Origin of the sequence: Exilibacterium tricleocarpae, assembly GCF_007004655.1 — a bacterium.
In the GTDB taxonomy this organism is placed as follows: domain Bacteria; phylum Pseudomonadota; class Gammaproteobacteria; order Pseudomonadales; family Cellvibrionaceae; genus Exilibacterium; species Exilibacterium tricleocarpae.
Genome location: NZ_ML660088.1, coordinates 80,954 through 106,491 on the forward strand (window position 1 = coordinate 80,954; position 25,538 = coordinate 106,491).

A 25,538-nucleotide genomic window follows, 5' to 3' on the forward strand; every position below is an offset into this window, starting at 1 on the left:
ATGCAGGGCCTGGGGTCGGAAGCTGTTCCGCAACTACAGGGTACCGCGGCGGCACGTCATTGTGCTGGCATGAACAATTTTTCACTCACCCCGCCATGGCCGGTAATTCAGAGGCAACTTCAAGTCATCTAGAAGTGTAGTCAGTGTTTACGTCCAAGACCAAATACGCCCGGGACAATTGCGGTCACAAGATATCTTATTGGACGCGGTGTTGACCGTGACCTATATTACAAAGGTTGTAACAGCGTCTCTGGTGGCCGGGAACGCCTCCCCCACAGCACCCGCGCAATCTATCGTCAATCACGGAAAAAGTCCCCGGCACGCCGGCCAAAAACGCGGCCAAACGTCAGGTAAAAGGCCTCTCTGCCATTTTCGGCACGGCCATAACCCAGGTAAAAAGGACCGAGAGCGGTTTCTGTACCGACAAAGAGACTGCCGGCGAAGATAGTATTGTCAAAGCCGATATCACTCTCCCGCTCCCACACATTGCCCAACTCCATGGTCAAGCCGGCATACACCGGCAGGAAGCTGACATTTCCTAGCCGCCGGTAGTAGGCCAGCGCGGCCAGACCGGCATGCTGGCCGGAAAGCTGATTGCGCTGCAGCCCGGATAAGTTGAACAGCCCCCCCAGGGCAAAGCGGCTCTGGATAGGCGCATCGTCGTCTTTGGTCCCGAACCAACTGAAACTGCCCACGATTGAATGACGCCCCCAGGTCCGCGCGCCCAGGGCGCCCAGGGCATACTGCTCAAACTGACTATCCGCACCGAGGGTTTCCCGTGAGACCAGATACTCGGCAATGACCTGCCTGCCATGACGCGGGAAATCAACGTTATCGAGCCGGTCCGTAGACATTCTCAGGAAGGCCTCGCCAGTGTCAAAACGGATGTCCGGAACTCGCGCGCCAGCCCTGACTTCGGCATCTCCCGCAATACCGCGCAGCCCCAGGCGCAACTCACCCCACTGGCCGAATTCATAACCGGCGGCGAGGACGCCACCGTATTCGGTCACCTGAAATTCGGAGACGATATCACCGGCTCGGTTGAATAAATTGACGTTGCGCTGGCCGTAACCGACCAGCGACTCGACAAAAAAAGACGTTTGCGCATCCAAAGGTTGATACCACTCGCCAAATACCCCCGGCGCCTGGCCGATGGTCGCGAAGGTACGCATTTCCCCACCCAGGGAGTTCACCCCGGTGCGCAGATAGCCGGCGGTCAGGTCAAAGAAATTATCGCCCTCAAAGTTATCCGACAGGGTTAACCCGAACTGCAGATAGTTGGGTCCCCAACTGCGCGCCTCGGCGTCTATCACCAGACCCGTGCGCCCGTCATCTTCAACAATGTCATAGCGCACATTTTGAAATATCTCCAAACCAAAAATCTTGTCGATATCGCGCTCCAGCTCCGACAGGTCGAGCGGGCGGCCGGGCTCGAGTGTGGCGAGGCGGTCTTTGAGTACTGCATCGGCAAGCGGCGAGTCATTGTTCACGGTAATGAAATCGAGCATTGGGGCCTGTCTCGCCGGCCGCGTGAGCGCCGACAGGTAATGATTGTAGGCGCGCTCAGAGAGCGCAAGGTCAGCCAGAGCGTCGCGTTGTTTGCGCACCGCCTGGCTGCCCAGTTCAATAGCCTGCTCAGAGCGCGCGAAATCAGCACCGCCAATATCGATCAACAGTGGTTTTATATAGATGTCTTTATCGGATAAGGTCGCAATTTGTTGTACGGTATTCCTGTGAGTGAGCAACGCCGTCAGTTGCTCGGTCACGGTCAACACCGAGGTTATCTCCTCCTTGTTCCTCAGAGGCTTGCTCAAATCGACGGCGATCACAATATCCGCTCCCATGTCCCGGGCCACGTCGACGGGAAGATTGTTAGCCAGGCCGCCATCGACCAGCAGGCGGCCGTGTATATCGACCGGGGAAAAAATTGCCGGTATCGACATGCTCGCGCGAATCGCCCGCGCCAGATTGCCGGAGGCCAGCACCACGCTATCACCGGTCACCAGGTCCGCCGCCACCGCCCGATAAGGGATGGTAAGCTTATCGAAGTCCCTGACTCGTGCGGCAGGCAAGGTCGCTCGCGACAGCAGCAACTCGATCTTCTGCCCGTAGGTCAACCCCGTCGGCAATTGCAACTCGCCGCCGTTGAACCCCGGTTTAGATTTGACCAGAAAGCGCTCATCATCGAGCTTGCGCCGAAACGAGCGGTTCTGACGGGCAATGGCGTCGTCGAAAATATCGTCCCAGTCGATGCCGGTAATAATATCCTCGATTTCCCCGACCTCCAGCCCCGACGCGTAAAAGCCACCGATAATGGCACCGACGCTGGTGCCGACAATGCAGTCGACGGGAACCCGCAACCGCTCCAACTCATGCAGTACCCCTACGTGAGCACCGCCCCGGGCGCCGCCACCGCCAAGCACCAGTCCGATACGCGGCCGACTACCGTCGCCGCAGGGAGAGACCTGGCTGTGCCGCCCCTGTCGTGTCTCTGCATCAACCGGTATGCCCCCCGCCATATCGGCCCGTGCAACCGCAGCAGTAATCACGACGAATAAGAGTAGCGTTAACAAAGCAGGAGCCAAGCAGTGTATGCAGTTTGCAAACCGGCGACAGCTTACCCGTGGTCTCTCAATCTGGATCATATGGTCACCCATCCCTAACTGCCAGCGGGCAGGCAAGGGCGAACTTGAAAAAAAAAACACCGGTAGATTACCCCGTCTGCCTATCCTAGTGTCAGCAACACATAATGTCACATCGGCGCGACCTGACAACGTGCGACAGCCGGCACTGGTGGTTTTTTAAACTGCATGAACCGTCTTTAAGCCAGGTTTAAGTTTACCCGCCTAGACTCTGGCAGTGATTGACTGGCCCTGAAACTGATCTCCTGACGCACGTTCAGTTCCCTGTGGCCCGGGTTTAGTTTTTTTTGGAGCGGCAATGATTTTCAATCTGGTGGGTTCACTCGGCCTGTTCCTGCTCGGCATGTGGCTAATGACCGAGGGCCTCAAGCTGGCCGGCGGCCATGCGCTGGAACGGCTGCTGGGCCAGTGGACCTCGAGTCGCGGGCGCGGACTCCTGTCCGGGATATTGATTACCGGCCTGGTGCAGTCATCCAGCGCCGTAACTGTCGCCACTATCGGTTTTGTCAACGCGGGCATTCTGACTTTCCAACGGGCGCTGTGGGTCGTCTTCGGCAGTAACGTCGGCACCACCCTGACCGCCTGGATCGTGACCTTTTTCGGCTTCAATGTGAAAATCGATGCACTTACCTTTCCCCTGGTGGGCGTGGGGGCCGCTTTGCGTATCTTCGCCCCGTATGAGCGGGGCAAGGCGCTCGGCATGGCGCTGGCCGGTTTTGGCCTGCTGTTTATGGGTATCGACGCCCTGAAGGTGAACTTTTCCGGTTATGCAAGCCAGATTGATATCCAGAGCCTGGTTGCGGATGGCGGCCACGAAATACTGTGGGGCTTGGCCATCGGCATTATGTTGACGGTACTCACCCAGTCCTCGAGCGCGGCCATCGCCATCATCCTGACAGCCGTGGCCAGTGGTGTGGCGGGTATTTATATGGCCGCCGCTGCGGTCATTGGCGCCAATATCGGCACCACCTCGACAGCGCTGGTCGCGAGCATCGGCGCCACGCCACACGTCAAACGCCTGGCCTGGGCCCATGTGGTCTTCAACCTGCTCACCGGCGCGGTGGCGCTGTGCATACTGCCGCTGTTCTGGTCACTGGTTACAGCTATTGCCACGGCCTCGCAGGTCGGCGACAACCTGACCGTGTTGCTGGCGGTGTTTCATACCTGTTTCAATGTGCTGGGCGTGGTGTTGATGTGGCCGCTAGCACCGCGACTATCGGCATTCCTGCTGGCGCGTTTTCAGACATCAACGACGGCGGAGACGGAGGAGTCTCACCTCGATGCCAATATCGCCACCGTGCCCGACCTGGCGATTCGCGCCCTGGGCCTGGAGTTGAATTCACTGCTGGGGGCATCCGGGCAGCTCGCCTTTCATTCCACGGCACCACAAGAGGCACAAACAGCGGCCCAGACAGCGTTTAAGAAGCGCATCGAACACGTTAACCACTTTATCGGACTGTGCTTGAAGTCCAGCTTGACCCACGCCCAGGGCGAGCAGTTGAGTACCGGCCTATCGGCGTGTCACCACCTGTACAATGCCTATAGAACCCATAGAGAGGCACTCGTCCAGTACCAGTCCATCAAAACCTCGACATTACCTGTCCTGCAGCAGCTCAAGCAATGGCTGGAGGCCGTCGACTCGGTGAACCATACCTTGGTTCATAGCGATACAACCCTGCAGCAAGAACAATTGTCTGAACTGCAGGAAACCTATCACCGGCTGAAAACCAAACTGTTCACCGCCGCGGTGGATGAAAAAGCGGATATTACTATCGTCGACACTGCACTGCAGGTGGCCAGCCTGAGTCGGCGTTTTATCGAGCAGATATCGCAAGCCAATACCGCCAATCAGCATTTTACCGGAACGACCACGGCCGTGGAGCCCCCGCTGGAGGCCGGGCCCGACCAGGTCCCGAATCACTTATAAAAGGATGACACTGCATGGACTTTCTGGTCGCCGCGATGGCGCTCGCTGCTCTGACCCTGGGGGCGGAACTGTTGGTAAAGGGTGCGGTTAGTATCGCTGAGTTGGCCCGCCTGTCTCCCTGGTTTATCGGTATCGCCTTGGTAGGCTTCGGCACCAGCACCCCAGAGTTGACGGTCAGCGTGATTTCGGGCCTGGAAGGCAAGAGCGGTACCGCTGTCGGCAACGCCGTCGGCAGCAATCTGTTTAATACACTTTTTATTCTGGGCATCGTAGCGCTGTTGTCGCCATTGCTGGTCAACCGGCTGCTGCTGCGACTCGAACTAGCGGCCTTAATCGGCTCGGCGCTGCTGTTGTGGGGTTTTTCCCTCGATCAACGCATCAGCCATACAGAAGGCCTGATCTTCCTATCCCTGATGCTGGTCTACCTGTTATGCGCATTCTTTGCCAGCCGGCGATCGATCGACGGCCCTGAGCCAAACGACAGCCCTGAGCTAAACAACAGCCCTGAGCTAAACAACAGCCCTGAGCTAAACGACAGCCCTGAGCCAAACGACAGCCTTGAGCCGGTCGACAGCCCAGCGACTGCTTTGAACTCGACCGGACTTGCAGGTGTTGAGGCTGATAGAGCGCAAAAAAACTACCTGAGGATAGCAACGCAAATCGCTTTTATCCTGGTCGGCCTGGTTTTGCTGATTATGGGATCAAAAGTATTTGTGCAAAGCGCCGTAACCATTGCCAGAAGTTTTGGTGTGAGCGAACTGGTAATCGGGCTAACCCTGGTAGCCGCCGGCACTTCACTGCCGGAGCTGGTCAGTTCCGCACTGGCGAGTCTGCGGGGCCACAGCGATATTGCCGTGGGCAGTGTTATTGGCAGTAACATTTTCAACGTCCTGACCGTGCTCGGCGTTGCCACCTTTACCCAGGCAGAGGGTTTAGTCTTGCACCCGAGCCTGCTACAGATTGATATTCCGCTGCTGGTGTTTATTAGTGCTGTCGCCACCGTGGTGTTGTTGCGCGGGCGAGCGTCTTATCTCGTCGGACTCGCCTGTCTGGGCACCTACGCCTGCTACACAACCTATCTTGTGCTTTTATCAACCGGCTCTGAACTGACCGGGTTGTATTTTTTAATTCAGTCAATCCTCTCCCCCGCAACCTTGCTGCTCAGCGGATTGGCACTGCTTTACTGGGCCTGGGTCTTTGTACCGTCACTGAAACAGAGACTACAGAGAGGTTAGCCGGCCTCAATCCCAAAAGACCGGCTCTCCTGTGATGTCCCTAACTGTCTGCCCAGCTAATCTAATCGCTGTCTTTAGCGGCAGCACGCCAGCGACTAGACAGCCAAGCATGATCTGCATTTTCATATTTACTTTCCTATCCATAACAATTTGGCCATCGGAAGCAATACCGCCGGCCGGATCGAACAGAAACCCTTGCTCTCGTGCATTTGCCCTCACCAGCCAAACGACCTCCTGGCCGCGGTGTGCCTGCCGGCCCGGATGTCACCCAAGGCGGGCTAGACCGCGTAGATCTCCGCCGGGTCGCTGCCCAGGCAGTAGGACTGCTCGGAATCGACCACAAAGCGACCGTTAAGCGCATTGCGCCCCAGCAACATCCGAAAGCGCATGTTTTCCCGGTCTGTCAGCGTTACCTGGCTTTTGAACCTATGCTGGCCCACAGCCAAGTCAGTCTCGATCACAAACCGATTTTCGATATGCCCGCCGGAATCCGTGACATTACGCCGCTCAACCAACTTGGCATGGCATTCCACTGATAAATCCGCTCGGTCCTGGTATGGGTGTATATCGAAACGCAACCAGTCTTGATTATCTTTTTGGTAAACCTCGATAAAATAGGCGTGTAAAGCGCAGGTCTTGGCGCCTGTGTCAATTTTGGCCTTGATTGCATCGATATGCAGCGCCGGCAGGCACACCCATTCCCGCCAGCCCAGCAGAGTTTTTTCTTCAGGCATTTTTATCTCTCTGGTGCAAAACAGTTTCCTCAGGTAACAGCGGATGCCGACTTAACGACCGCGCGTTTCATACCACATCAGCCGCACCTGCAGCTCGGTCAGTTCATCCAGCAGTTCCAGCGCCAGCGCAGCCCCGGCCAGATTGACGCCGAGATCTCGCTGAAAGCGGCGCACGGATTGCGCGCGGCGCAGGCACACGCCGCTAAAACGCCAGTGTGCCAGGTCGCCACCTTCAGGTTCAAGAATACCCTCATCCACCAGCGCAATCACCCAGTCGGCTGATGTTCTGCAAGCCTGGCTAAGTTCCGCCAGGCTGAGCCTGGCCTCCTCATCGAGCAGTATCCCCTGCAGCACGCGGGTCTCGTTCATCGCTTATACCCCCAGCTTCGCTCTTGGGTTGTAGTCGAGTTTCTCCTGCATCTCGCGGTACAGCGCCTGCGCCGTAGCGCTGTCGGCCCGAGGTACGGTAACCTGAATCACAGCGTATAAATCGCCGGGGGGACTACCCGGAATACCCCTGCCCTTGAGCCGCAATTTACCACCCGACCCGGAACCGGAAGGAATCTTGAGGTCCACTGTACCACCGGGGGTGGGGACTTTGATACTCGCACCGAGGGCCGCCTCCCACGGGGCTACCGGCAAGTCCAGGTACACATCTCTGCCCTCGGCCCGATAAAGGCTATGGGGCCTATATTGGACTTCAAGATATAGATCGCCGGCGGCACCCTGGCCCAGACCTGCACCGCCCTGGCCCGCCAGCCGGATCTGCTGCCCCTGGCGAATACCCTTGGGAATAGTGACGTTCAGGGTGCGGTCCCTGAGCAGCGGCCGGCCATCGGGGCCAAGTTCGGAATGGCGCAGGGTGATGGTGCGGGTACAGCCGCGATAGGCGTCCTCGAGATCGATGGACACCCGGGAATAGGTATCCTCGCCGCGCCGGCTGAACTGCCCGCCGCCGGAGTGCCGCGGGCCGGCACCAAAACCGCCGCCGAACAGCGACTCGAAAAAATCGCTGAAACCGGCGGTGTCGGCGCCGGTGAAACCGCCGCCGTGGAATTCGAAACCCTCGGCCCAATCCGGCGGCGGCCGGAAATCCTGGCCGCTGTCCCAGTTGGCGCCAAGCTGGTCATAGGCGCCGCGCTTTTCCGGGTCGCGCAGTACCTCGTAGGCTTCGCCCAGCTCTTTGAAGCGCTCGTCGGCATCGGCCTCTTTGCTGACATCGGGGTGGTATTTGCGCGCCAGTTTGCGATAAGACCTCTTGATATCCGCCTGGCTGGCGCTGCGGTCCAGACCCAACACTTTGTAGTAGTCTTTGTATTCCACGATGCATGTCCCGGCTGAAATTTACGACATGGGGTTAGCGGTTAAGGTTCATGAACGCAATATACGTCCGTTGCTGCCTTTTTCAAGGCTCTTACATGGACCTTTTTTATTTAGCTGGTTATGCCCTTTAAAAGGCGCCCGAGCAAGTCGGCACCGGTAATGATCCGGCGCTGCTCTCCCCACAGCAGAATCACATCATCCTCGATAACTCCATCGTGGTTGCGGTCATCGCGCTCGTTGATTTTCAGTTGGTAAATCAAATCGCCCAGCGGTACCTTGGGATCGGTGACCACAATGGGGCGGTGGCAATAGTCGTAGGGGTCGAAAGGCTGCTCGCGGTTGAACACGGCGTCGCGCAGGCAACCGTCGGCATCGACGACCAGTAACGGCTCCCCGGCGTCATTGGTGAGTATCACCCAGCTTTGTCCGGAGGCGTCCAGGCGCTGCAGAAACGGGTCGTCCGGTGATCGTTCGATCTCCGGTATCAACGGAAAGTCGACTTTTGCGGGCAGTGGGATAACACTTTGCTCATTCACCACTTCGCCCTCATCACTGACGGATAAATCATCTATCGCGAGAAAGTTTATCGCACCGATACCTTCGACTGGCTGTACTTCAGCGTCCTCCGCTTCGATATGCGCACGAATCACGGCTTTTAGGTCGTTTTCACGCAAGTAGTCGATACCTTCCCGACCCAGCCAGGCATCCAGAACTTTCGCTGAGGGTTTGGCCACCGGATACAGCAAAAACTGGTAAAACCGCAGCACCGGCGCCAATAGTGAGGCCATGCGCAGGGCATTGCGGGAGAAATAGGCCTGCGGCGTAATTTCACCGAAAAAGGTGATCACAACGGTGGAGAACAAAAATGCCGTGGCGCCGGCCATCACCGAGTTCGACAGCAATGTCAGCAGTACGTTGATGGCGACATTGCCCCATAAAATGGTCGTGAGCAGGAAGTTGGAGTCCTTACGCAGCGCCAGTACCCGGTCGGCGGCGCGCATGCCCCGGTCGGAATCAACCTGTAACTGCATCCGGCTCAAGCTGAAAAAAGCCAGGTTCAGACCCGAAAATAACGCCGATTGCGATACGCAAAAAGCGATGCCTATCCACGTCAATTCCTGTAGCATCGACGGCAACTCCCCAATTTTTTGTTGTGTCCACGCTTGCTGTGTAGCGCCTGCTGGTGCTTCGACAAGTAAAGGTTTTCACTTCGGTTGCACTGAGGTCTCGAGCCGGGGGCAGCCCTTCGGGACCTTCGCCAGCAGGGATGCTGGCGTAGAGCCTACAGGGATGTATGTACGGCGTGTCCCGAAGGGCTGTCCCCGGCTCGAGACCGTGTCAGCTAAGGACACCGAAACCCGTTTTGGGTGAAAATCTTTATTTGTCGAAGCACTAGGACCGACAAGGAATCTTCGCAACCAGTCTGGCAATGGCGGGTTCGAGAACCTCCCGATTAATCAGCTTCACCTGCCGTTTGTTCTGCATTACCTGAATCGCACCGCGCCAGCTAAAGTGATCTTCGCCCCGGCGCACCATACCCACTATCAGGGTGCCTTCGTCGTGACGTTTGCGCCCGGACGACAGCATGGTTCTCAGGCCAAACAGGTTGGCGATGTCTTCATCGTCAATCGCACTGTCCACCTCCATGGCACCGCAATCAGGTAAGCGCTCTCATCACTCCAAGCAATGGGGACGCTACCTCGCCCTGCGACGCCAGCAATTAAAGTCAGGGCTCAGTGCAGAGCGCGAGAACAGAAACGGCGAACCCGACCAGAGCCATATGGGTTTGCACCGGTGCCTTTCAAGGGGGTCAGTATATATTTCGCCACGGGCGGGAGTCACGCCTGTTAACGCTTCACAGATTAATCTTTTTTTCTGGACTTTTTAACGATCAGTCTTATATGCAGAGATAGCAGTTGCTGGGAAGCAGAGGCGTTCCTTAGCTTCGAGAGAAGTATAGAAACAATGTGACTTTTTGCGTCACAGGTTCGTCTAAACCCGTGCCTACCTAGCCAACGAGGACTTCACCCGTTCACTGTAAGTTGATTTTGAGGACATTGAGGTATGAATAAAGTTAACTTCCCACTCATAGCAATGATCGCCGTCACCCTGGGTTTAGGCATTTCCGGGTGTGCCAGCAATAAAGGACTGTCGGACCAACAACTATCCCAACAATACCCGGAGGTTGCGAGGCTTCAACGCCAGCTCGAAGCGGGGCGCAGTAACGAACTGGCCATACTGTCCCCGCAGCGGTACCAAAACGCCAACAGCGCCTACGACGAGGCGGTAAAGCTGGCACGCGACGGCAATACAAAAGCCAATCAGCAGGTTAAAGCGGGCCTGGCGGCCCTGGCGCGAGCTGACGAAAATGCCGCCACTGCGCGGGACCTGCTCGAGGAGGTGCTCGAGGCCCGCCAAAAAGCCAGAGACGCCAACGCGGAACAAACCAGTCCGGAGGCGTTCGCACGGGCGGAAAGAAACCTGTTGGCGTTAACCCGCTCAATCGAGGAGGGTCGCATCGACAGAGCCAAGGCCGGTCGCGCCGAGGCGATACGTGCCTATTCAAACATTGAGCTGACCGCCTTGAAGACCAACGCCGTCGATCAGGCAAAAGCCTCGCTGGCCCGGGCGAAAAACCGCGACGTCGGCGATGTCGCCCCAAAAACCATGCGCCTGGCTGAGGAGGAATACCAACTGGCGCTGAATACGCTTGACGCCGATCGGCGCGATACCGCCAAAGCCGGCGTTCACGCACAGCGGGCGCTGTGGCATATCCAACGGGCGATGCAGATAGCCGATATCATTACCCATTTCAGGACGTCGGACTTTGAAGAAGAAGACAAGGTACTCTGGTATCAGGAGCAGTTGGCCGAGGTGGTGGCCCCAGTAGAAAAGAATGTGTCCTTCAACCAGCCCAACAAGCGCGTGGTGAAGGACTTACGCACACAATTGAGCAAGGTGCTGGACGAAAAAGAGTCGGTGCAAATGGCACTGGAGCAGACCAGAACCAGCGGGCTGAAAACCGTTCGGGAAAAAGAGCTGGCATTACAGGCAGCGCAGGAGCAATCGGAAATTGAAAAACGCCGCAACCAGGCGATTGCGGCAAAGTTTGACTATGTCCAGTCACTGTTCAGCGCCAGCGAGGCGGAGGTGTATCGGCAAACCAACAACATCCTCATCCGCGCGCACGGGTTCGCCTTCAAATCCGGCGACAGTGAAATCGACTCTGTCAATTTCGGTCTATTGAACAAAATTGTCAAAGCCGTCGAGCAATTCCCGGACTCCCGGCTGGTTGTGTCCGGCCATACCGACAATCGCGGCAGCGACGATATCAATCTCAACTTGTCGATGCAACGGGCAGAAAATGTCGCAACCTTCCTGAACCAGGTCGGTCGTATCGAGCTGCAGCGTATTGATGCAACCGGATACGGTAAGCAGCGACCGGTAGTGAGTAACGACACCGACGCCGGGCGGGCCGCCAATCGCCGGGTGGAAGTCTTGATTGTCAACAAAGACGGTGTCTAGCGTCTGTGCTGTTTGCCGCGCCGCTGATCGGCGGCGGTGGCAAATGGCCGATAAACTCAGGTCCCTCAGGGGACCGGCTGACCCGCATTTTATTTTCCAGCCGGGCGACTGGATCCTGACCGGGGCAGCGCCAGGCCTATCAATACACCGATCGCCAACACGAGCAACAGCAGCACCGCCCGGGGCAAAACCAATTGCCAGAGCAACAGGTTAACGGTCACCGTTTCGGTATTCTGCACCAGGAACAGCGCGAGGATTACAAGTGCCGACAGCACCAGGTAGCGCTTGGGTTTTGCCATCTTGCTTTGCCTTTTCGAGTGGATCGAAAGCTCATATAGGGTAGCCGGACAGACTTCAACAAGAGTCACATAACTGGATAGCGGATGCACATCCAGGCGCGACACCGCTATAGAACTGGGCTAGAATCACGCCATTACCTGGTGAGATATTAACCTATGACTTATTGTGTCGCCATTTCGACCCGCGAGGGGCTGGTCTTCTGCTCCGATTCACGTACCAATGCCGGTCCGGATATGCTGTCGTCCTACAGCAAGATGCACATTTTCCACCCCAGTCCCGACCAAGTCTTCATCCTGATGACGGCCGGCAACCTGGCCACGACCCAGGCTATCGTCAGCCGCCTGGAGCAGGACCTGGAAGCCCCGGATAGTGTCAACCTGGGTAGCTGCGGCAAAATGCATGAAGCGGCCCGCTATGTCAGCAATATCAGCCGCGAGGTGCAGACCGATGCTCAAAATTCGGTCAATACCAGCGGTATCGACACCTCCGCCTCCCTGATCCTGGGCGGGCAGATCAAGGGGGGAGAGCCGGCCCTCTACCTGGTCTACGCGGCCAGCAACTTTATCACCGACTCCGACGAAACACCGTTTTTACAGATCGGCGAAAGCAAGTACGGCAGGCCGATTCTGGACCGGATACTGACCCGGACCACCAGCCTCGAGGATGCCGCCCGATGCGCGATCGTCTCCATGGACTCCACCATCAAGTCCAATGCCACGGTGGGCCCGCCGATCGAGGTCCTGATCTATGAAAAGAATACCTTTGAGTCCAATCACCACATCAAACTGGACGAAGAGGACCAGTATCTGCGCGACATCAAAAAAAGCTGGAATGACGCGTTGAAAACCAGCTTTTCCGCCCTGCCCCGTTTCGACTGGGAACACCGCAGTTCGATTACCCCGTTACAGGCGGTGGGCACGCCTTTCCCGAACTCGCAAAATGATAACCCGGGCTCAGGGGACGCCGGATAGCGGGCCGATGCCATGTCCATCCGGATAGCCATTCACCACGAGACGGTCTACAGCTACGACAGGGAGGTGATGCTGTCGCCGCACCTGATACGACTGCACCCGGCGGCACACTGTTTCACCACCGTTCACAGTTACCGTCTCGATGTGCGGCCCGAAACCCGTTTTCTCAACTGGCAGCAGGACCCGCTCGGCAACCTGGTGGCCCGCTGTGTGTTCCCGGAACTCGTGCGGGAACTGATTATCGATATGGAGATGGTGGTCGATATCATTGTGGCCAACCCCTTCAACTTTTTTGTGGAAGACTATGCCCAACATTGGCCTTTCACCTATGAGGCCTCTACGGCCCGGGATCTGTCGCCCTATTTCGGACTGTCTGAAGACGGCCCGTTGTTGCAACGCTATCTCGATGGTATCAGCCGGGACCGGCACGACACGGTCACGTTTCTGGTGCAGTTGAACCAGCAACTGCAACAACACATTGCCTATATCCAGCGACTGGAGCCCGGCGTGCAGAGCTGCGAGCAAACACTGGCCAGCGCCGCCGGCTCGTGCCGCGACAGCGCCTGGTTACTGGTGCAGGTGCTGCGCCACCTGGGCCTGGCAGCCCGGTTTGTATCCGGTTACCTGGTAGAGCTTGAGACACCCGACGCAAAGTCACAACAGGATACCACCGCCCTGCATGCCTGGACCGAGGTGTTTATACCCGGCGCCGGCTGGATGGGTCTCGATCCCACTTCCGGCCTGTTTGCCAGTGAAGGGCATATTCCCCTGTGCTGCACCTCCGAACCCACCTCCGCAGCACCGGTGACCGGATTTACGGAGGCCTGCAAAACCCGATTTCACTTTGCCAGCACGGTTACCCGGCTGGGGGAGAGCGACTAAGCCTCGTTATCCGCTCACTTCAGGCTCAAACCAAGTGGCGTTGACAACCTCGTGAATACTATCGAGACGCACCTGGAGCGTGTCGATAAACTCGTGCAGCGCCATCCCGGCGAGGTCGCGCATATCGGTCTCTGCCAGGTATGTCTTCACCTCGGTCACCACCTTCAGCGCCTGCTTATTATGCGGCAACTGATCGATGCAGGCGGCAATGACGCTGAGATTGTGGGCGGTGGCGCGCGGAAACACCTCACTTTTCAATAAAAAATTCAGCACCGAACTCGACTTGACATTGCGCCGGATATTGAGCCGATACATTTGGTAGGCACTTAACGATTGCAGAACACTGATCCACAACACGTTGCGGTAGGGTTGCACGTCCTCTTCCTCTCCGGCCAGCTCTGCCGAGCCCGCATCCACGATCCGGGTACTCATATCGGCGCGCTCCAGGTTGCGGCCGAGTCGCAGTAACTGATAGGCCTCGTCATGGTTCATGGTGCCCGCCAGCAACCCCACTACCTGCTGGCAGGACTGGATAATGCCGTTGAGCACCTTGTGTCTGACGCCGCGCGGCAGTTCCCGGTTGCTGCGCTGAGCCACGCTCAGGTACAGACTGTTGACCCGCTCCCAGGTTTCGCTGGTGATGACTTCACGAGTGGTGCGGATGTTTTCCCTGGCATTGGCAATGGAGGAGATAATGGAACCGGGGTTGTCGCGGTCGCCAAAGACATAAGCAATCACATTTTTTTCTGTAGGCTTGCGCTGGGTTTTTTCGAAGTTTTCACTCGCCCCAAGCACATTCACCAATAACTCCCACTCGGGTTGAATGGCCGCCGGCAGGTCGAGAATCAACTGGTGTCGCACCAGCATCAGCCGGGCGGTGTTTTCGGTGCGCTCCATGTAGCGGGCGAACCAATACAGCCGCTGGGCTACCCGGGACAACATCAGCGCCGGCCCTCCGTATCCACCACCCAGGTGTCTTTACTGCCGCCGCCCTGGGAGGAATTTACCACCAGCGAGCCCCGGCGCATGGCGACCCGCGTCAGCCCGCCGGCAGTTACATAGTGACCGCTACCCTGCAATATAAACGGCCGCAAATCCAGGTGTCGCGGCTCCATCTTGCCGCCGCACAGTGTCGGCGCCGTGGACAGGCTCAAGGCCGGCTGCGCCATGTAGTTGCGCGGGTGTTTTTTTATCAGTTGGGTAAATTTGCGCCGCTCCGCCTGGGTGGAGGCCGGTCCTACCAACATACCGTAGCCGCCGGATTCGTTGGCGGGCTTGACCACCATGTTTTCAAGGTTGGCCAGCACATGATCGCGCTCAGTGTCACGGACGCAGAGATAGGAGGGCACGTTGGGAATAATCGGGTCCTGATCCAGGTAGAACCGAATAATATCGGGCACATAGGTATAGACCACCTTGTCGTCCGCCACGCCCGCCCCCGGCGCGTTGGCCAGCCCCACGTTGCCGGCGCGCCAGGCGCGAAACAGGCCCGGCGTGCCCAGTTGCGAATTGGCGCGAAAGGCTTCCGGGTCGAGAAAGTCGTCGTTAACGCGGCGGTAGATAACATCGACCCGCTCGAGCCCCTGGATGGTTTTCATGTAAACGCAATCGTCATCGCCCACCACCAGGTCCGATCCTTCGACCAATTCGGCACCCATGCGCTGGGCCAGGTAGGCGTGCTCGAAATACGCTGAATTGTAGATGCCGGGTGTCATCACCACGATTTCGGGATCATCGGACGGACGCGGGGAGAGAGAGGCGAGCATATCGAACAACTGCGACGGATAGTCGTCCACCGGCAGCACATAGTGCTGGCGAAACAACTGCGGCAGGATACGCTTGGTCACGGCGCGATTTTCCAGCAGGTAGGACACGCCGGAGGGTACCCGCAGATTGTCTTCCAGCACATAGACCGTGCCGTCTTTGTCCCTGACCAGATCGGAACCGCAGATATGCGCCCAGACCCGATGTCGGGGTTTGATACCTACGCATTGCTTGAGAAAGTCCTTGGAGCTGTGAATAATCTCCGCTGGAAATACCTTGTCCTTGATAATTCGCTGCTCGTTGTAAACGTCGTCGATAAACAGATTCAACGCGGTCAGGCGCTGCACCAGCCCCTGCTCCAGCCGTTGCCATTCTTTCCGCGGTATCACCCGCGGGATGATATCCACCGGCCAGGCGCGATCGATATTGGTGCCTTCGCTGTAGACCGTAAAGCTGATGCCCATCTCCTGAATCGCCAGGTCGGCGGCTTTTTGCCGGGCCATCAGTTTTTTTTCGGAATAGCGCCGCAGGTAAGAGATCACGCCTCGCGCCGCCACCCGGGGATGATCGGGCGAGCTGATCAACTCGTCGTAAAAAATGCCCGGATCATAGTCCGCCCAGTTGATCCTGGTTCGCACGGTTGCAGCTCTTTTGGCACTAGCGCCCATGGTTTTTCTCCCAGCTACCCCAGAGCAGCTTACACCCAGCCGGGCCGTTTGTCATAACTTCACTCCCCCGCATCGCTATCGCGCCCAACGGGTTCCCGCAGCGGCTTGAGCATTCGCCGGCTTGCCGATCGCGCACGCAAACGGTGCACAAACCGCAAAGTCCAGTGGTAACCGATCCAGGCCCCAAGGATCGCCCAGGGTAGACTTCCCACAAACAGCGGCAGTCCGACACTGGAAATGAGGTTAAGGGTGTAGACCCACAGTGTTTCCAACAACCCGGCATTTTCCGGTAGCGTGGCGGACAACCTCTCCTGGAAGCGCTGAAACGGCCGCAGGCGATCATAATCACCGAGTAACAACCGCCCGGTCAGTAAAAACACGTAGTACAAAAACGGCAGGGTCACCACGTTGCTCACCAGTGTCCAGGCCGATGCCAGCGCCAGGCTAAAATCCCAGCGCGGCAAAAACCGGCGCACCAGTCCCCAGATCAACACCAGCATGGGAATCTGTATACCCACAGTGGGGGTCAGGGCGAGAAACAAGCCGATCAGGGAAGCGCGGGCAAAATAGACCGGTTCACGGTTGTGGCGCCTGAACAGCCTTAAGACATTGCGCCCGATCCAGCGCTTGAAATACCGGGCCACCATTACCCTCAGATACACCACTTGCGCTCTATCGTCCTCTGGCTAATTGCAGTCAGCAATGATTACCGGGTATCGGCTGCGCCGGGCTCAGGACATATAAATCGGAGCGGCTGATTTTCAAGTGCCCCGCTATGGGGTTAAAGGGGCAGAGAGCAACGACGCAAAACTTTTTGGTGCCTAGTGCTTCGACCAGAAACCATTTTCACTTCGATGGCACTGAGGTCTGGACCGGGCCAGCCAAGAACGCCAAAACCCCTTTTCAGGTGAAAATCTTCATTGGTCGAAGCACTAGTTTTCTGTGCACCGAGCGCATGACCTATAGCTGCACCCCTCGCAGCACCAGACCAATATGATCGATCAAGGCGTCGGCATCCACGGGTTTGCGCAGTACGTACTGAACCACCTGACTGGCCTCCTCCAGTTCGTTGTCCAGGGTTTGTCCGGTCAACATGATGGCGGGAATGTCCCGGCCTAACGGCGCCCGTATCTCACGCACCAGTGTGTGGCCGTAAACAGGACCGGGGAGCCACCAATCCACCAGGATAATATCGGGTATAGCACCTTGGTTTGCGACTAATGCGACGGCCTCATCATGCCCCGCCGCGCTCATGACTTTAAAGCCTTCCATTTCCAGCAGCACTTCGACGGCATCAACCAGACCGGGGTCATCCTCAATATAAAGCACCGTGGCGCCCTCACCGTCGCCCCCGGTGGCAACAGCCTCGACAACCGGGGCGGCCTCCTGCGTTGCAAGGGGTATATCGATCGAAAAAACCGACCCCTGCCCCAGGTGTGACTCGACCGCGACGGGATGTTGCAGGAGGTCCGCAAGCTGTCTCACCACGGCCAACCCCAGTCCCAGACTCTTTTGCTGCTGTTGCCGGTCCGGGTTGAGTTGTACATACTCGTGAAAGATCATCTCCAATCGGCCTTCTGGCATACCGCAACCGGTGTCCCGCACGGAAACACGACAGTGGTCACCGACCCTCTCCCACTGGATTTCAACCGCTCCCGCCTCGGTGTATTTGACGGCGTTGGAAATCAGGTTGCGCAGAATCTCACCGAGCAGATAGGGGTCGGAGTTCACCAGGGTGTCGGCTTCCATGCCGCTACCCCGGCATGCGGTCAAGGCCAGTCCCTTATCGTCGGCGAGATAGGAAAAGTCGGTTTGTAAAGTCTTTATCAACGTGCCGATCTGGAAGCTCTCCCGGGTCGGCGTAACCGCGCCCGCCTCGAGCTTGCTGAAGTCCAGCAAATTGTTGAGCATGGTCTCCATCACGGCAATAGCATCGCCCATAGCGGCAATATGACTCTGTGCATCGGCGTTATCCACCAGCCGGGCGAGCACGCCGCGAATGGCACTGATGGTCTGCAGCGGCTGGCGCAGATCGTGGCTGGCCATGGCCAGAAAGCGGGCTTTGGTCTCCCGGGACTGCGACGCCAAGGTCATGGCGTGCTCCAAAGTCTGGGTTTTTTCTTGCACCCGCTCCTCAACACCCTGCCTAAGGGCGAGGTGCTCCAGCGCCACCGCCGCACTCGCCGCCAGAGCCTCGAGTAAATTCGCCTGCTGTATGGGGATATCCGCACTGCCTTCAAACCGGCAAGTAACTTCGCCACCGTCGACACTAAAATTGATTTCACCGATGCCCGTGATATTGCGGGCCGCTGCCGCGGCTATGCCCGCGATCTCTTCGGCGCAAGCGGCCTGGGACATCTGTTTGATGGCACTCACAAATCCGTCCATTGGGCTAAATACACCTGACTCAGCTTGGGTGAAGCGTATTATGCCATCGGCTGTCGTGATTTAGCAGGCCCGCTTGTCTCCGCTGCCGACCGGGAAGGTCACAGCAACGGTAAGCCCGCGGCCGCCGGTACCCTCCCCCAGAACCAGATCGCCGCTGTGCAGTTCCACAACGCGCTTGGCGATGGCCAGACCCAGCCCCGTACCGGTTTTGGTGCCCGCGGCCGACTTCTGGAAGCGGCGCAGCACCCGCGCCCGGTCCGCCTCCGGTACGCCGGGCCCCTCATCAGTTACAGATATAGTGACACCACCCAAGTCCCGCGCCAGGCTTATGTGGACACAGCCCCCTTCGGGACTGAACTGGATGGCATTTAACAGCAGATTATCCAGCAGCGTCAGTATGCTGCTTTTCTCGGCCATCAGGGTGAACACCGCCTGGTCGTTGTCAATCTCAATCGTTATCCTCTTGGCATCGGCAGCCCCCGCCAGGGCCTCCACGGCAATTTCACAACAGCGGCGCAGATCAACCTGTTCCGGGTTCAGCACTTTTTTATCAGCGGTCAGTCTCGATAAAGTGAGCAGTTGTTCAACCAGGCGAGTGCCCCGGTCTATCGCCACCAGGATATTCTTGTGGGCCCTGGCCTGCTTGGCCGCGTCGTCCGTGCGCATGGCGATCTGGGTTTGTAGGCGCACACCGGCCAGTGGGGTGCGCAGTTCATGGGACGCGTCGGCGATAAAATCACGCTCCTGCCGGTGACGGTCCTCGTGATAGTCCAACAACAGGTTGTACGCCTGGGTAATGGGCAATATTTCCTCAGGAACACCCTTTTCCTCGATTGCTTTTGCCTCGCCGCCAATGCCGGGCACAATTTCACTCGCCAGCGCGTTAATTCGACGAATCTCCTGTACCGGCAACAGGTGGCGCTGTAGCCCGACAACAGCCACCGCCAAGACGACCGAAAGTAGAAACAGCAGGTAAACGGTAGACGACGCGCCGTGCTCATATAGAAAATAAACAGTGGCAACCCAGACAAACCCAAGTGTAGCCAACAGTAGATTTAGCAGGCGGCGTTTCGCGGCCGACCGGTTAAGCATCCGTCGCTACCCGGTAACCGACATGGCGTACAGTTTCGATAAAGGTCTTGCCGAGCTTCTTGCGCAGCCCGTGGATATGCACCTCAATGGTGTTGCTTTCCACCTCCATATCCCAACCGTATAAGCTGTCCTCTATCTGTCGCTTTGACACCACTTTACCCGCTCTTTCCATCAACACGTGCAAAATGGCAAACTCCTTCGGCCCCACCTTCACCAACTCGCCGGCGAGGGTTACCTGATGGGTTGAGGGAATGAGAATCACCGGTCCCAACTGCAACTGGGGCGTCCTACGACCGCTGGCGCGGCGGCGCAGGGCGCGAACCCGGGCCAATAATTCCTCCAGGTCAAACGGCTTGATCAGATAGTCATCGGCACCCAGATCGAGGCCCTTCACTTTGTCGGAGGTTTCATCGTAAGCGGTCAGAATGAGCACCGGCATATTCCCGTCCGTACGCCGCAGGCTGTCGAGCACATCGAACCCCGAGCCGTCCGGCAAGCCGATATCCAAGATCATCAGATCGTAGGTAGTGAGGTCGAGGGCGCCCCTGGCGTGTTTGACGGTGGTCACCCAGTCCACGGCATAGCTCTCCAACTGCAACCCCTGGGACACACCATCGCCAATAATCTTGTCGTCTTCAACCAGGAGGATACGCATAACGGGCCTGTTCAATTCATCTTTTGGCGCAAACTATCTAATGCGGTGTCGGGTCATTCCGCCGTGACTTTATCGCGAACAACTCTAACCCATTGTTTGAGGGTTTGAAACGCCCGTTCACCAAAAGATGGATCGACTTCGGCCAGTTCCGCCCTCAGCGTTTCTATCTCTGCCGCCAGAGCGGCCTGTTCATCCTCCGAAAGTGCATCGCCGGCGTTTTCGAGGCTGGTTGCCGCATAGCGCAGGGCACGCCGGGTAGCTGCATAGTTATCAGTCTCAGAATACTGCTCGGCCAGCAGTAAAAAGTGATAGAGCTGTGAGACGGGATCGAGCACCGGCTCCTCCCGGGTTACGGCAGTGTCGGCCAGGGTATCCAGCACATTCACCGCCTCTTCGATATCGCCGGCGGCAATCGCCGCTCGCGCCGCTGCCAGGGATCGCCTGACCTGCAATAAATCAAGACTGACCGTCAGACGCATCAATACCGGCTTTCCCGCCGGCCAGTCCTCAGCATGGCCCTGGCGGGCGATATCGGCGACATCATCGAAGGCAAAAAACACGTCGTTGATGACCGGAATATAGTAACGATTCTCCTGGTCAGGCGGGCCGATAGTAAACCTGCCGTAGGTCTGCCCGCTCAGCGACAGTGTGTTGTCGTCGAGCTGCTGAATCAACGACTCGTTGACACTGGCGGCCTGCTGCAGGTGTTGGTCGGCCTCCTGCTGCAGGTCCAGATACAGCGAGGAGCCGGCAAGGTAGATATAGCCCAGCAACTGGTTGGCATCCCGGAGTGCCTGTTCGGTGATATCGGTAAAATACTCGCCCGGCATTTCGATCTCGGCAGATCGATCCTGACAGCCAGACAGCAGGGAGAGGCTGGCTATCAGCAGCATAACCAGTTGCTTAAGTGGAGTTTTCACGGCTGGCTTACCCATCGCAATTGTCGGTTAATCGGCTGATGAGGAGTATCGCCTGCCTGACCTTAAAGCCCGCTTAAGCTTGACGCTTTTTTCCCCCATTCGACTTAAGGATGGCTTAAGTCATGGATGATTTACTGCCATTCGGTCGCAAATACCGGCGTCCATGCAAAGCCAGTTTCTATTTAAGGAGTACCGGAACATGACTGTACCTATCAGCCTTACCAACACCTTGCCTGCGATCACCGCCGGCACTTTTAACCAGTACCTTGAGGTAATCCGGGTGATGCCGTTGCTGTCACCCGACGAAGAGCGGCACCTGTTTATCCGCTATCAGGAGCAGGGTGATCTTGAAGCTGCCAAAAAACTGGTGCTTTCCCACCTGGGTTTAGTCATTAAAGTGGCCAAGCGCTATTTCAGACTGGGTTTACCGAGGGAAGATCTTGTGCAACAGGGCAATATCGGCCTGATGACCGCCGTTAAAAAATTTGACCTGAATTTTTCTGTGCGCCTGTCGACCTACGCCTTGCATTGGATCCGGGCGGAGATAGCCGACTACATCATCAAAAACTGGAAGATTGTCAAAGTCGCCACTACCAAAGTGCAACGGCAGTTATTTTTCAATCTGCATAAATTAAAGAAGCTGCCTGGACCCCTGGCTCAGGATGACGCGCAATCCATTGCCGCGCAAACCGGAACCAGCTGCCGGGAAGTCATCGATATGAATCAGCGTATTTGCGGCCATGATGAGTCCTTCGAAACGCTGGGTGAGACCATGGCGGACGAGGCAATCGCTTTTCGGTGTCCTTTGGCGCTATTACTGGAACAGGAGCGGACGTCGCGATACGACGATATTGTCGAGGCGATAAAATCACTGGATGAGCGTAGTCGGGATATTCTTGAAAACCGCTGGCTCGGCGAGCGCAAGCAAACACTGGCGTCGCTGGCGAGCAAATACCGGCTATCAAAAGAAAGGGTTCGGCAAATCGAAACCGCGGCGCTGGCTACGCTGAAAAAACAGTTGGCTGATGAGTCTCAGCATTGATCGCGCCACACAGAGCATCGCCAGCATTTACTCTCAATGGCTGTGCCGCTCTCGGGCGGCTTGCAGCAGTCCAATGGAGAACCAAAGATGAACAACCCTCGGATTCAAGTCCATGGCTCGTCCCCAGCGCAGCCGCGAGAGGAACGGGGTTTGGGGGATGACGATGATCTCTACAAAGAAACGGTGATGTCCAGGGATCAACAGCTTGCGGCTGTCAGCCATGCGCTTCGCCAGCCGCTGCAATCGCTTGGGCTCTACCTGTCGGTGCTCCAACACCACCTCGACAGCGAGGACACACAGCTAATAAGTAACAGGATGCGAGCCTCATTGAGGCGTGCGAGTGAAATCCTCGATAGGCTAGCCGACCACGCCAATGAGGCGGTGACGCCGCCACTCAGTGCACAGAGGGTTGAAATTAAAGAACCGGAAAAAGTCCGCGTTTCCACTGATACCATCAAACAAACGACCGCTAATTGATAAAGCCATGCAAAAATCAACTTTGAGTAATCCGTTAATCGAACTCACCGATCAACTGCAGCGGTTGATTCGGGGCAAGCTGTGGCTGCAGGTTCTGATAGGCCTGGCGGCCGGAATAATCACAGGAGTAGTGTTGGGGCCGGATATCGGCTGGATTCCGCCGGATACGGCCGCGGTTATCGGCAGTTGGCTGGCGCTGCCCGGCAGCCTGTTTCTCACTCTGGTGCAGATGATTATCGTACCGCTGGTATTTGCCTCCATTATTCTCGGATTAGCCTCCAGCAGCTCCATGGGTCAACTCAAAGTGCTGGGTACAGCGGGCAGCTTGTACTTTTTGATCACCACCGTACTCGCAACCACACTCGGTTTGCTGTTGGCGTTGGCCATCAAGCCCGGCGATTACATAAACCCGGAGCTGGTCAGGGCAACCGTGGGAGCCGTGAGTGCAGCGCCGACCGGGCAACTTCCCAAGGTACCGGGCATACTGGATCTACCCGGCGCCGTAAGCGCTCTGTTGCCGACCAACCCGCTTGCCGCCATGGTTAAGGGCGAGATGCTTCAAGTCATTCTGTTCGCAGTCGTGTTTGGTATTGCCCTGCTTAACGTGGCGGCGAAAAAGTCGGCACCCTTGTTCGATCTTCTGGGCGCATTGCAGGAGGTCTGCATCAAGATTGTCTCCGGAGCCATGCGGCTGGCGCCAATAGCTGTATTTGGCCTGATGGCCCGTTTAACCTCGACCGTGGGCGGCCAGGTTATTTTCGGTTTATCGATGTATGTGTTGGTGGTACTTGTCGGCCTCGGCCTCCTGCTGGCCATGCACGGAATCATCGCCATGCTGGTGGCGCAATGCGGGTTGCGGGATTATGTCACCAAAATCCGGGACGTGGCGCTGTTGGCTTTCTCGACTTCCAGTTCCGCTGCCGTTATGCCGCTGACGTTGCAAATCGTCCAGGAAAGGTTCGCCGTGCGGCCCGCAGTGGCGCAGTTAATCGTCCCGTTGGGAGCTACGATCAATGTGAATGGCACTGCACTTTATCAAGGTATAGCCGCGGTGTTTCTCGCCCAGGTTTTCGATGTTCAACTCGGCACCGCAGGTCTGGTATTTATCGTTTCGATGGCCGTGGCAGCATCTATTGGATCACCGGCAACACCCGGCGCCGGTATTGTCATCCTGGCCATGGTACTGGAAGGCGTGGGTATACCGGCCGCCGGAATTGGGTTGCTGATCGGCGTCGACCGCATTCTGGATATGAGCCGTACATCGGCCAACGTGGTGGGGGATGTTACCGCCTGCCTTGTGGTTGATCGATTGACCCCGGCTGTTGAGAAAAGCGCGCAGCCGATGGGGGATGCAGGAGCAAATACAAGCTAAGACGCTGGTGGTTTGACCACTGGCGTTATTTGCTTCGCGCCGGCCAGATATGCTCAGCGCTCAGAAGGTACGCGACAGCAGCCCGACACCGTTTTACCCCTGTGAAGCTTGCCTGTCGGCTCGGTTCCCATTGCTGCCCAATGATGGGTCGAACCTGCGACTGTCCGGCTCACGAAGAAAGATATAAAGGCCCTTTAAAACCATATAGTCAGGCAGGCCACCGTCACTCTCAAAACCTAATAATGCCGAGGCACCTGAATGCTTTGGCTTCGGAAAAGGGTAGCTGATCCATTGATTTTACCCGGGTTTGGTAGCTTTATTGTGTGATTGTATTTTTCAGGACTTATTCAGAGGTTCCTTAAATTTACAACGATGCTTTTGTCAACTTAGATAGGGTTTAATATGGCTAGCGTTTAAGTATTAACCATTAGTCAAGATTTGATAAACATAAGGCAACCTCCGCCTCACCATCGCACAAATATGCATGTTGAGGCCGTGAGGCGTACAATGATTGTCGACCAAAACAAATCACCGGATGTTGCCATGACACTTTACTGTGGAATCGACTTACACTCAACCAACAGTGTTATTTGCGTCATCAATGACAACGATAAACGTCTCTATGAGGCGCGACTGGACAACTCTGCCGATTTGGTCATTCGTGCGCTTGCCAAATATAAAAAGCGACTAAAAGGAATAGCCATCGAATCGACATTCAACGGGTATTGGCTCGTCGATGCCCTAATGGCTGCGGGCTTTCATGTTGATTTGGTTAATACAGCCAAAGTGGTTCAATACCGTGGACTAAAACGCACAAATGACCGTTACGATGCCTTTCACCTTGCCCATCTCATGCGTCTTGACATATTGCCCACAGGGTATATTTATCCGAAGCCAGAGCGCACTCTACGCGATCTCCTGCGCAAACGCATGTTGTTGGCACAAGATCGAAGCGCCCATATTATTCGATTTAAATCTCAATGCCAAATACACACAGGAGAAAGCTTACGCGCCGATAAAATAAAGGCCAAGAAGTTTGATATGCCTGTCGTTGGCGACCAGAATGTCCAGCTATCTTTTCAATGTCATCTCAATTTGATACGGTCGCTATCATTACAAATAAGCGCACTGGAACATGCCATTGCCGATCAAGTAGAACCGATACGTCGTTTCAATCAACTCAAGAGTGTGCCGAGGGTGGGCGATATACTCGCACAGACTATCATGCTGGAAACCGGCGATATTCATCGATTCAAAGGGCCTGGTAATTTCGCATCTTATTAGTCGCTGTGTGGACAGTCGTCGGGAAAGCAATGGCAAAAAGAAAGGCGAAAGCAATCGTAAGAATGGTAACCGTTACTTGGCATGGGCATTTATTGAAGCGGCTAATTTTTGTGTGCGGTATAGCACCAAAGCGAAGCAGTTTTACCTGAAAAAATCTCGTGCGACCAACCCAATCGTAGCGAGAAAGGCACTGGCTCATAAATTGTCGAGAGCCTGTTATTGGATTATGAAGCGAGGTGTGCTGTTTGACGAAGATTTGTTATTTAAGTAAATCAGACGTGTTTTGAAAAGGTGGAACAACCAGAATAGGGGTTGGCTCACAACCACCAGATTTGAT

General features: G+C 56.5%; 24 protein-coding genes. 10 read left to right on the top strand and 14 right to left on the bottom strand.

The window, feature by feature from the left end; translation table 11 throughout:
- Positions 1-296: 296 nt before the first annotated feature.
- Positions 297-2,573 (bottom strand): patatin-like phospholipase family protein, encoded by a 2,277-nt coding sequence (locus FKG94_RS02900; protein ID WP_179957466.1) that lies wholly within the window; start codon positions 2,571-2,573, stop codon positions 297-299.
- A gap of 367 nt (positions 2,574-2,940) precedes the next feature.
- Here FKG94_RS02900 and FKG94_RS02905 point away from each other — a divergent pair, with 367 nt between their 5' ends.
- Entirely contained in the window at positions 2,941-4,569 is a 1,629-nt protein-coding gene (locus FKG94_RS02905; protein WP_142902700.1) for a Na/Pi cotransporter family protein, read from the top strand.
- A 14-nt stretch (positions 4,570-4,583) separates the two neighbouring features.
- Positions 4,584-5,804, top strand: a complete 1,221-nt coding sequence (locus FKG94_RS02910; RefSeq protein ID WP_142902701.1) for a sodium:calcium antiporter — start codon at positions 4,584-4,586, stop codon at positions 5,802-5,804.
- 278 nt (positions 5,805-6,082) lie between these two features.
- Here the strand turns inward: FKG94_RS02910 and FKG94_RS02915 are convergent, their stop codons facing one another.
- From FKG94_RS02915 to FKG94_RS02935, 5 genes are all read right to left on the bottom strand, one after another.
- Positions 6,083-6,538, bottom strand: coding sequence for an ATP-dependent zinc protease family protein (locus FKG94_RS02915; protein ID WP_142902702.1), 456 nt, complete (start codon positions 6,536-6,538; stop codon positions 6,083-6,085).
- A 51-nt stretch (positions 6,539-6,589) separates the two neighbouring features.
- Positions 6,590-6,907 (bottom strand): chaperone modulator CbpM, encoded by a 318-nt coding sequence (locus FKG94_RS02920; protein ID WP_142902703.1) that lies wholly within the window; start codon positions 6,905-6,907, stop codon positions 6,590-6,592.
- A gap of 3 nt (positions 6,908-6,910) precedes the next feature.
- The gene (locus tag FKG94_RS02925; protein WP_142902704.1) at positions 6,911-7,861 is read right to left on the bottom strand and encodes a DnaJ C-terminal domain-containing protein; all 951 of its coding nucleotides are present in this window, start codon (positions 7,859-7,861) and stop codon (positions 6,911-6,913) included.
- A gap of 110 nt (positions 7,862-7,971) precedes the next feature.
- A complete protein-coding gene (locus FKG94_RS02930; protein WP_142902705.1) occupies positions 7,972-8,988 on the bottom strand; it encodes a DUF21 domain-containing protein in 1,017 nt (338 codons plus the stop codon).
- A 265-nt stretch (positions 8,989-9,253) separates the two neighbouring features.
- Positions 9,254-9,502 (bottom strand): hypothetical protein, encoded by a 249-nt coding sequence (locus FKG94_RS02935; RefSeq protein ID WP_142902706.1) that lies wholly within the window; start codon positions 9,500-9,502, stop codon positions 9,254-9,256.
- Positions 9,503-9,925: 423 nt separating this feature from the next.
- Between FKG94_RS02935 and FKG94_RS02940 the strand changes: the two genes are divergently transcribed.
- A complete protein-coding gene (locus FKG94_RS02940) occupies positions 9,926-11,386 on the top strand; it encodes an OmpA family protein (protein WP_142902707.1) in 1,461 nt (486 codons plus the stop codon).
- Positions 11,387-11,475: 89 nt separating this feature from the next.
- Here the strand turns inward: FKG94_RS02940 and FKG94_RS02945 are convergent, their stop codons facing one another.
- Positions 11,476-11,685, bottom strand: a complete 210-nt coding sequence (locus tag FKG94_RS02945) for a lipopolysaccharide assembly protein LapA domain-containing protein (protein ID WP_142902708.1) — start codon at positions 11,683-11,685, stop codon at positions 11,476-11,478.
- A gap of 156 nt (positions 11,686-11,841) precedes the next feature.
- Here FKG94_RS02945 and FKG94_RS02950 point away from each other — a divergent pair, with 156 nt between their 5' ends.
- Both FKG94_RS02950 and FKG94_RS02955 read left to right on the top strand, forming a co-directional pair.
- Complete coding sequence (locus FKG94_RS02950) at positions 11,842-12,657, top strand: proteasome-type protease (protein WP_142902709.1); 816 nt, start codon at positions 11,842-11,844, stop codon at positions 12,655-12,657.
- Positions 12,658-12,669: 12 nt separating this feature from the next.
- The gene (locus FKG94_RS02955) at positions 12,670-13,539 is read left to right on the top strand and encodes a transglutaminase family protein (protein WP_142902710.1); all 870 of its coding nucleotides are present in this window, start codon (positions 12,670-12,672) and stop codon (positions 13,537-13,539) included.
- 6 nt (positions 13,540-13,545) lie between these two features.
- Here FKG94_RS02955 and FKG94_RS02960 read toward each other — a convergent pair whose 3' ends face one another.
- The 7 genes from FKG94_RS02960 to FKG94_RS02990 all read right to left on the bottom strand — a co-directional run bounded on the left by FKG94_RS02960 (position 13,546) and on the right by FKG94_RS02990 (position 21,026).
- Positions 13,546-14,481, bottom strand: coding sequence for an alpha-E domain-containing protein (locus FKG94_RS02960; protein WP_142902711.1), 936 nt, complete (start codon positions 14,479-14,481; stop codon positions 13,546-13,548).
- On the bottom strand, positions 14,481-15,971 hold the full coding sequence (locus FKG94_RS02965) for a circularly permuted type 2 ATP-grasp protein (RefSeq protein WP_142902712.1): 1,491 nt from the start codon (positions 15,969-15,971) through the stop codon (positions 14,481-14,483). The genes FKG94_RS02960 and FKG94_RS02965 overlap by 1 nt, the downstream gene beginning before the upstream one ends.
- A 59-nt stretch (positions 15,972-16,030) precedes the next feature.
- A complete protein-coding gene (locus FKG94_RS02970) occupies positions 16,031-16,633 on the bottom strand; it encodes a DUF2062 domain-containing protein (protein WP_142902713.1) in 603 nt (200 codons plus the stop codon).
- A gap of 298 nt (positions 16,634-16,931) precedes the next feature.
- A complete protein-coding gene (locus FKG94_RS02975) occupies positions 16,932-18,359 on the bottom strand; it encodes an ATP-binding response regulator (protein WP_142902714.1) in 1,428 nt (475 codons plus the stop codon).
- Positions 18,360-18,419: 60 nt separating this feature from the next.
- Positions 18,420-19,451 (bottom strand): sensor histidine kinase, encoded by a 1,032-nt coding sequence (locus FKG94_RS02980; RefSeq protein ID WP_142902715.1) that lies wholly within the window; start codon positions 19,449-19,451, stop codon positions 18,420-18,422.
- Positions 19,444-20,106: a response regulator gene (locus tag FKG94_RS02985; RefSeq protein WP_142902716.1), complete on the bottom strand. Its 663-nt coding sequence runs from the start codon at positions 20,104-20,106 to the stop codon at positions 19,444-19,446. The genes FKG94_RS02980 and FKG94_RS02985 overlap by 8 nt, the downstream gene beginning before the upstream one ends.
- 53 nt (positions 20,107-20,159) lie before the next feature.
- Positions 20,160-21,026, bottom strand: a complete 867-nt coding sequence (locus tag FKG94_RS02990) for a hypothetical protein (RefSeq protein ID WP_142902717.1) — start codon at positions 21,024-21,026, stop codon at positions 20,160-20,162.
- A gap of 199 nt (positions 21,027-21,225) precedes the next feature.
- Between FKG94_RS02990 and FKG94_RS02995 the strand changes: the two genes are divergently transcribed.
- The 5 genes from FKG94_RS02995 (at position 21,226) to FKG94_RS29325 (ending at position 25,472) form a co-directional block, all read left to right on the top strand.
- Complete coding sequence (locus tag FKG94_RS02995) at positions 21,226-22,068, top strand: RNA polymerase factor sigma-32 (protein WP_179957467.1); 843 nt, start codon at positions 21,226-21,228, stop codon at positions 22,066-22,068.
- Between the two features lie 150 nt (positions 22,069-22,218).
- Positions 22,219-22,545, top strand: coding sequence for a histidine kinase dimerization/phospho-acceptor domain-containing protein (locus FKG94_RS03000; protein ID WP_179957468.1), 327 nt, complete (start codon positions 22,219-22,221; stop codon positions 22,543-22,545).
- 7 nt (positions 22,546-22,552) lie between these two features.
- Entirely contained in the window at positions 22,553-23,917 is a 1,365-nt protein-coding gene (locus FKG94_RS03005) for a dicarboxylate/amino acid:cation symporter (RefSeq protein WP_142902720.1), read from the top strand.
- A 507-nt stretch (positions 23,918-24,424) separates the two neighbouring features.
- Positions 24,425-25,201, top strand: coding sequence for an IS110 family transposase (locus FKG94_RS03010; RefSeq protein ID WP_218943419.1), 777 nt, complete (start codon positions 24,425-24,427; stop codon positions 25,199-25,201).
- A 7-nt stretch (positions 25,202-25,208) separates the two neighbouring features.
- A complete protein-coding gene (locus tag FKG94_RS29325; protein WP_218943420.1) occupies positions 25,209-25,472 on the top strand; it encodes a transposase in 264 nt (87 codons plus the stop codon).
- Positions 25,473-25,538 lie beyond the last annotated feature (66 nt).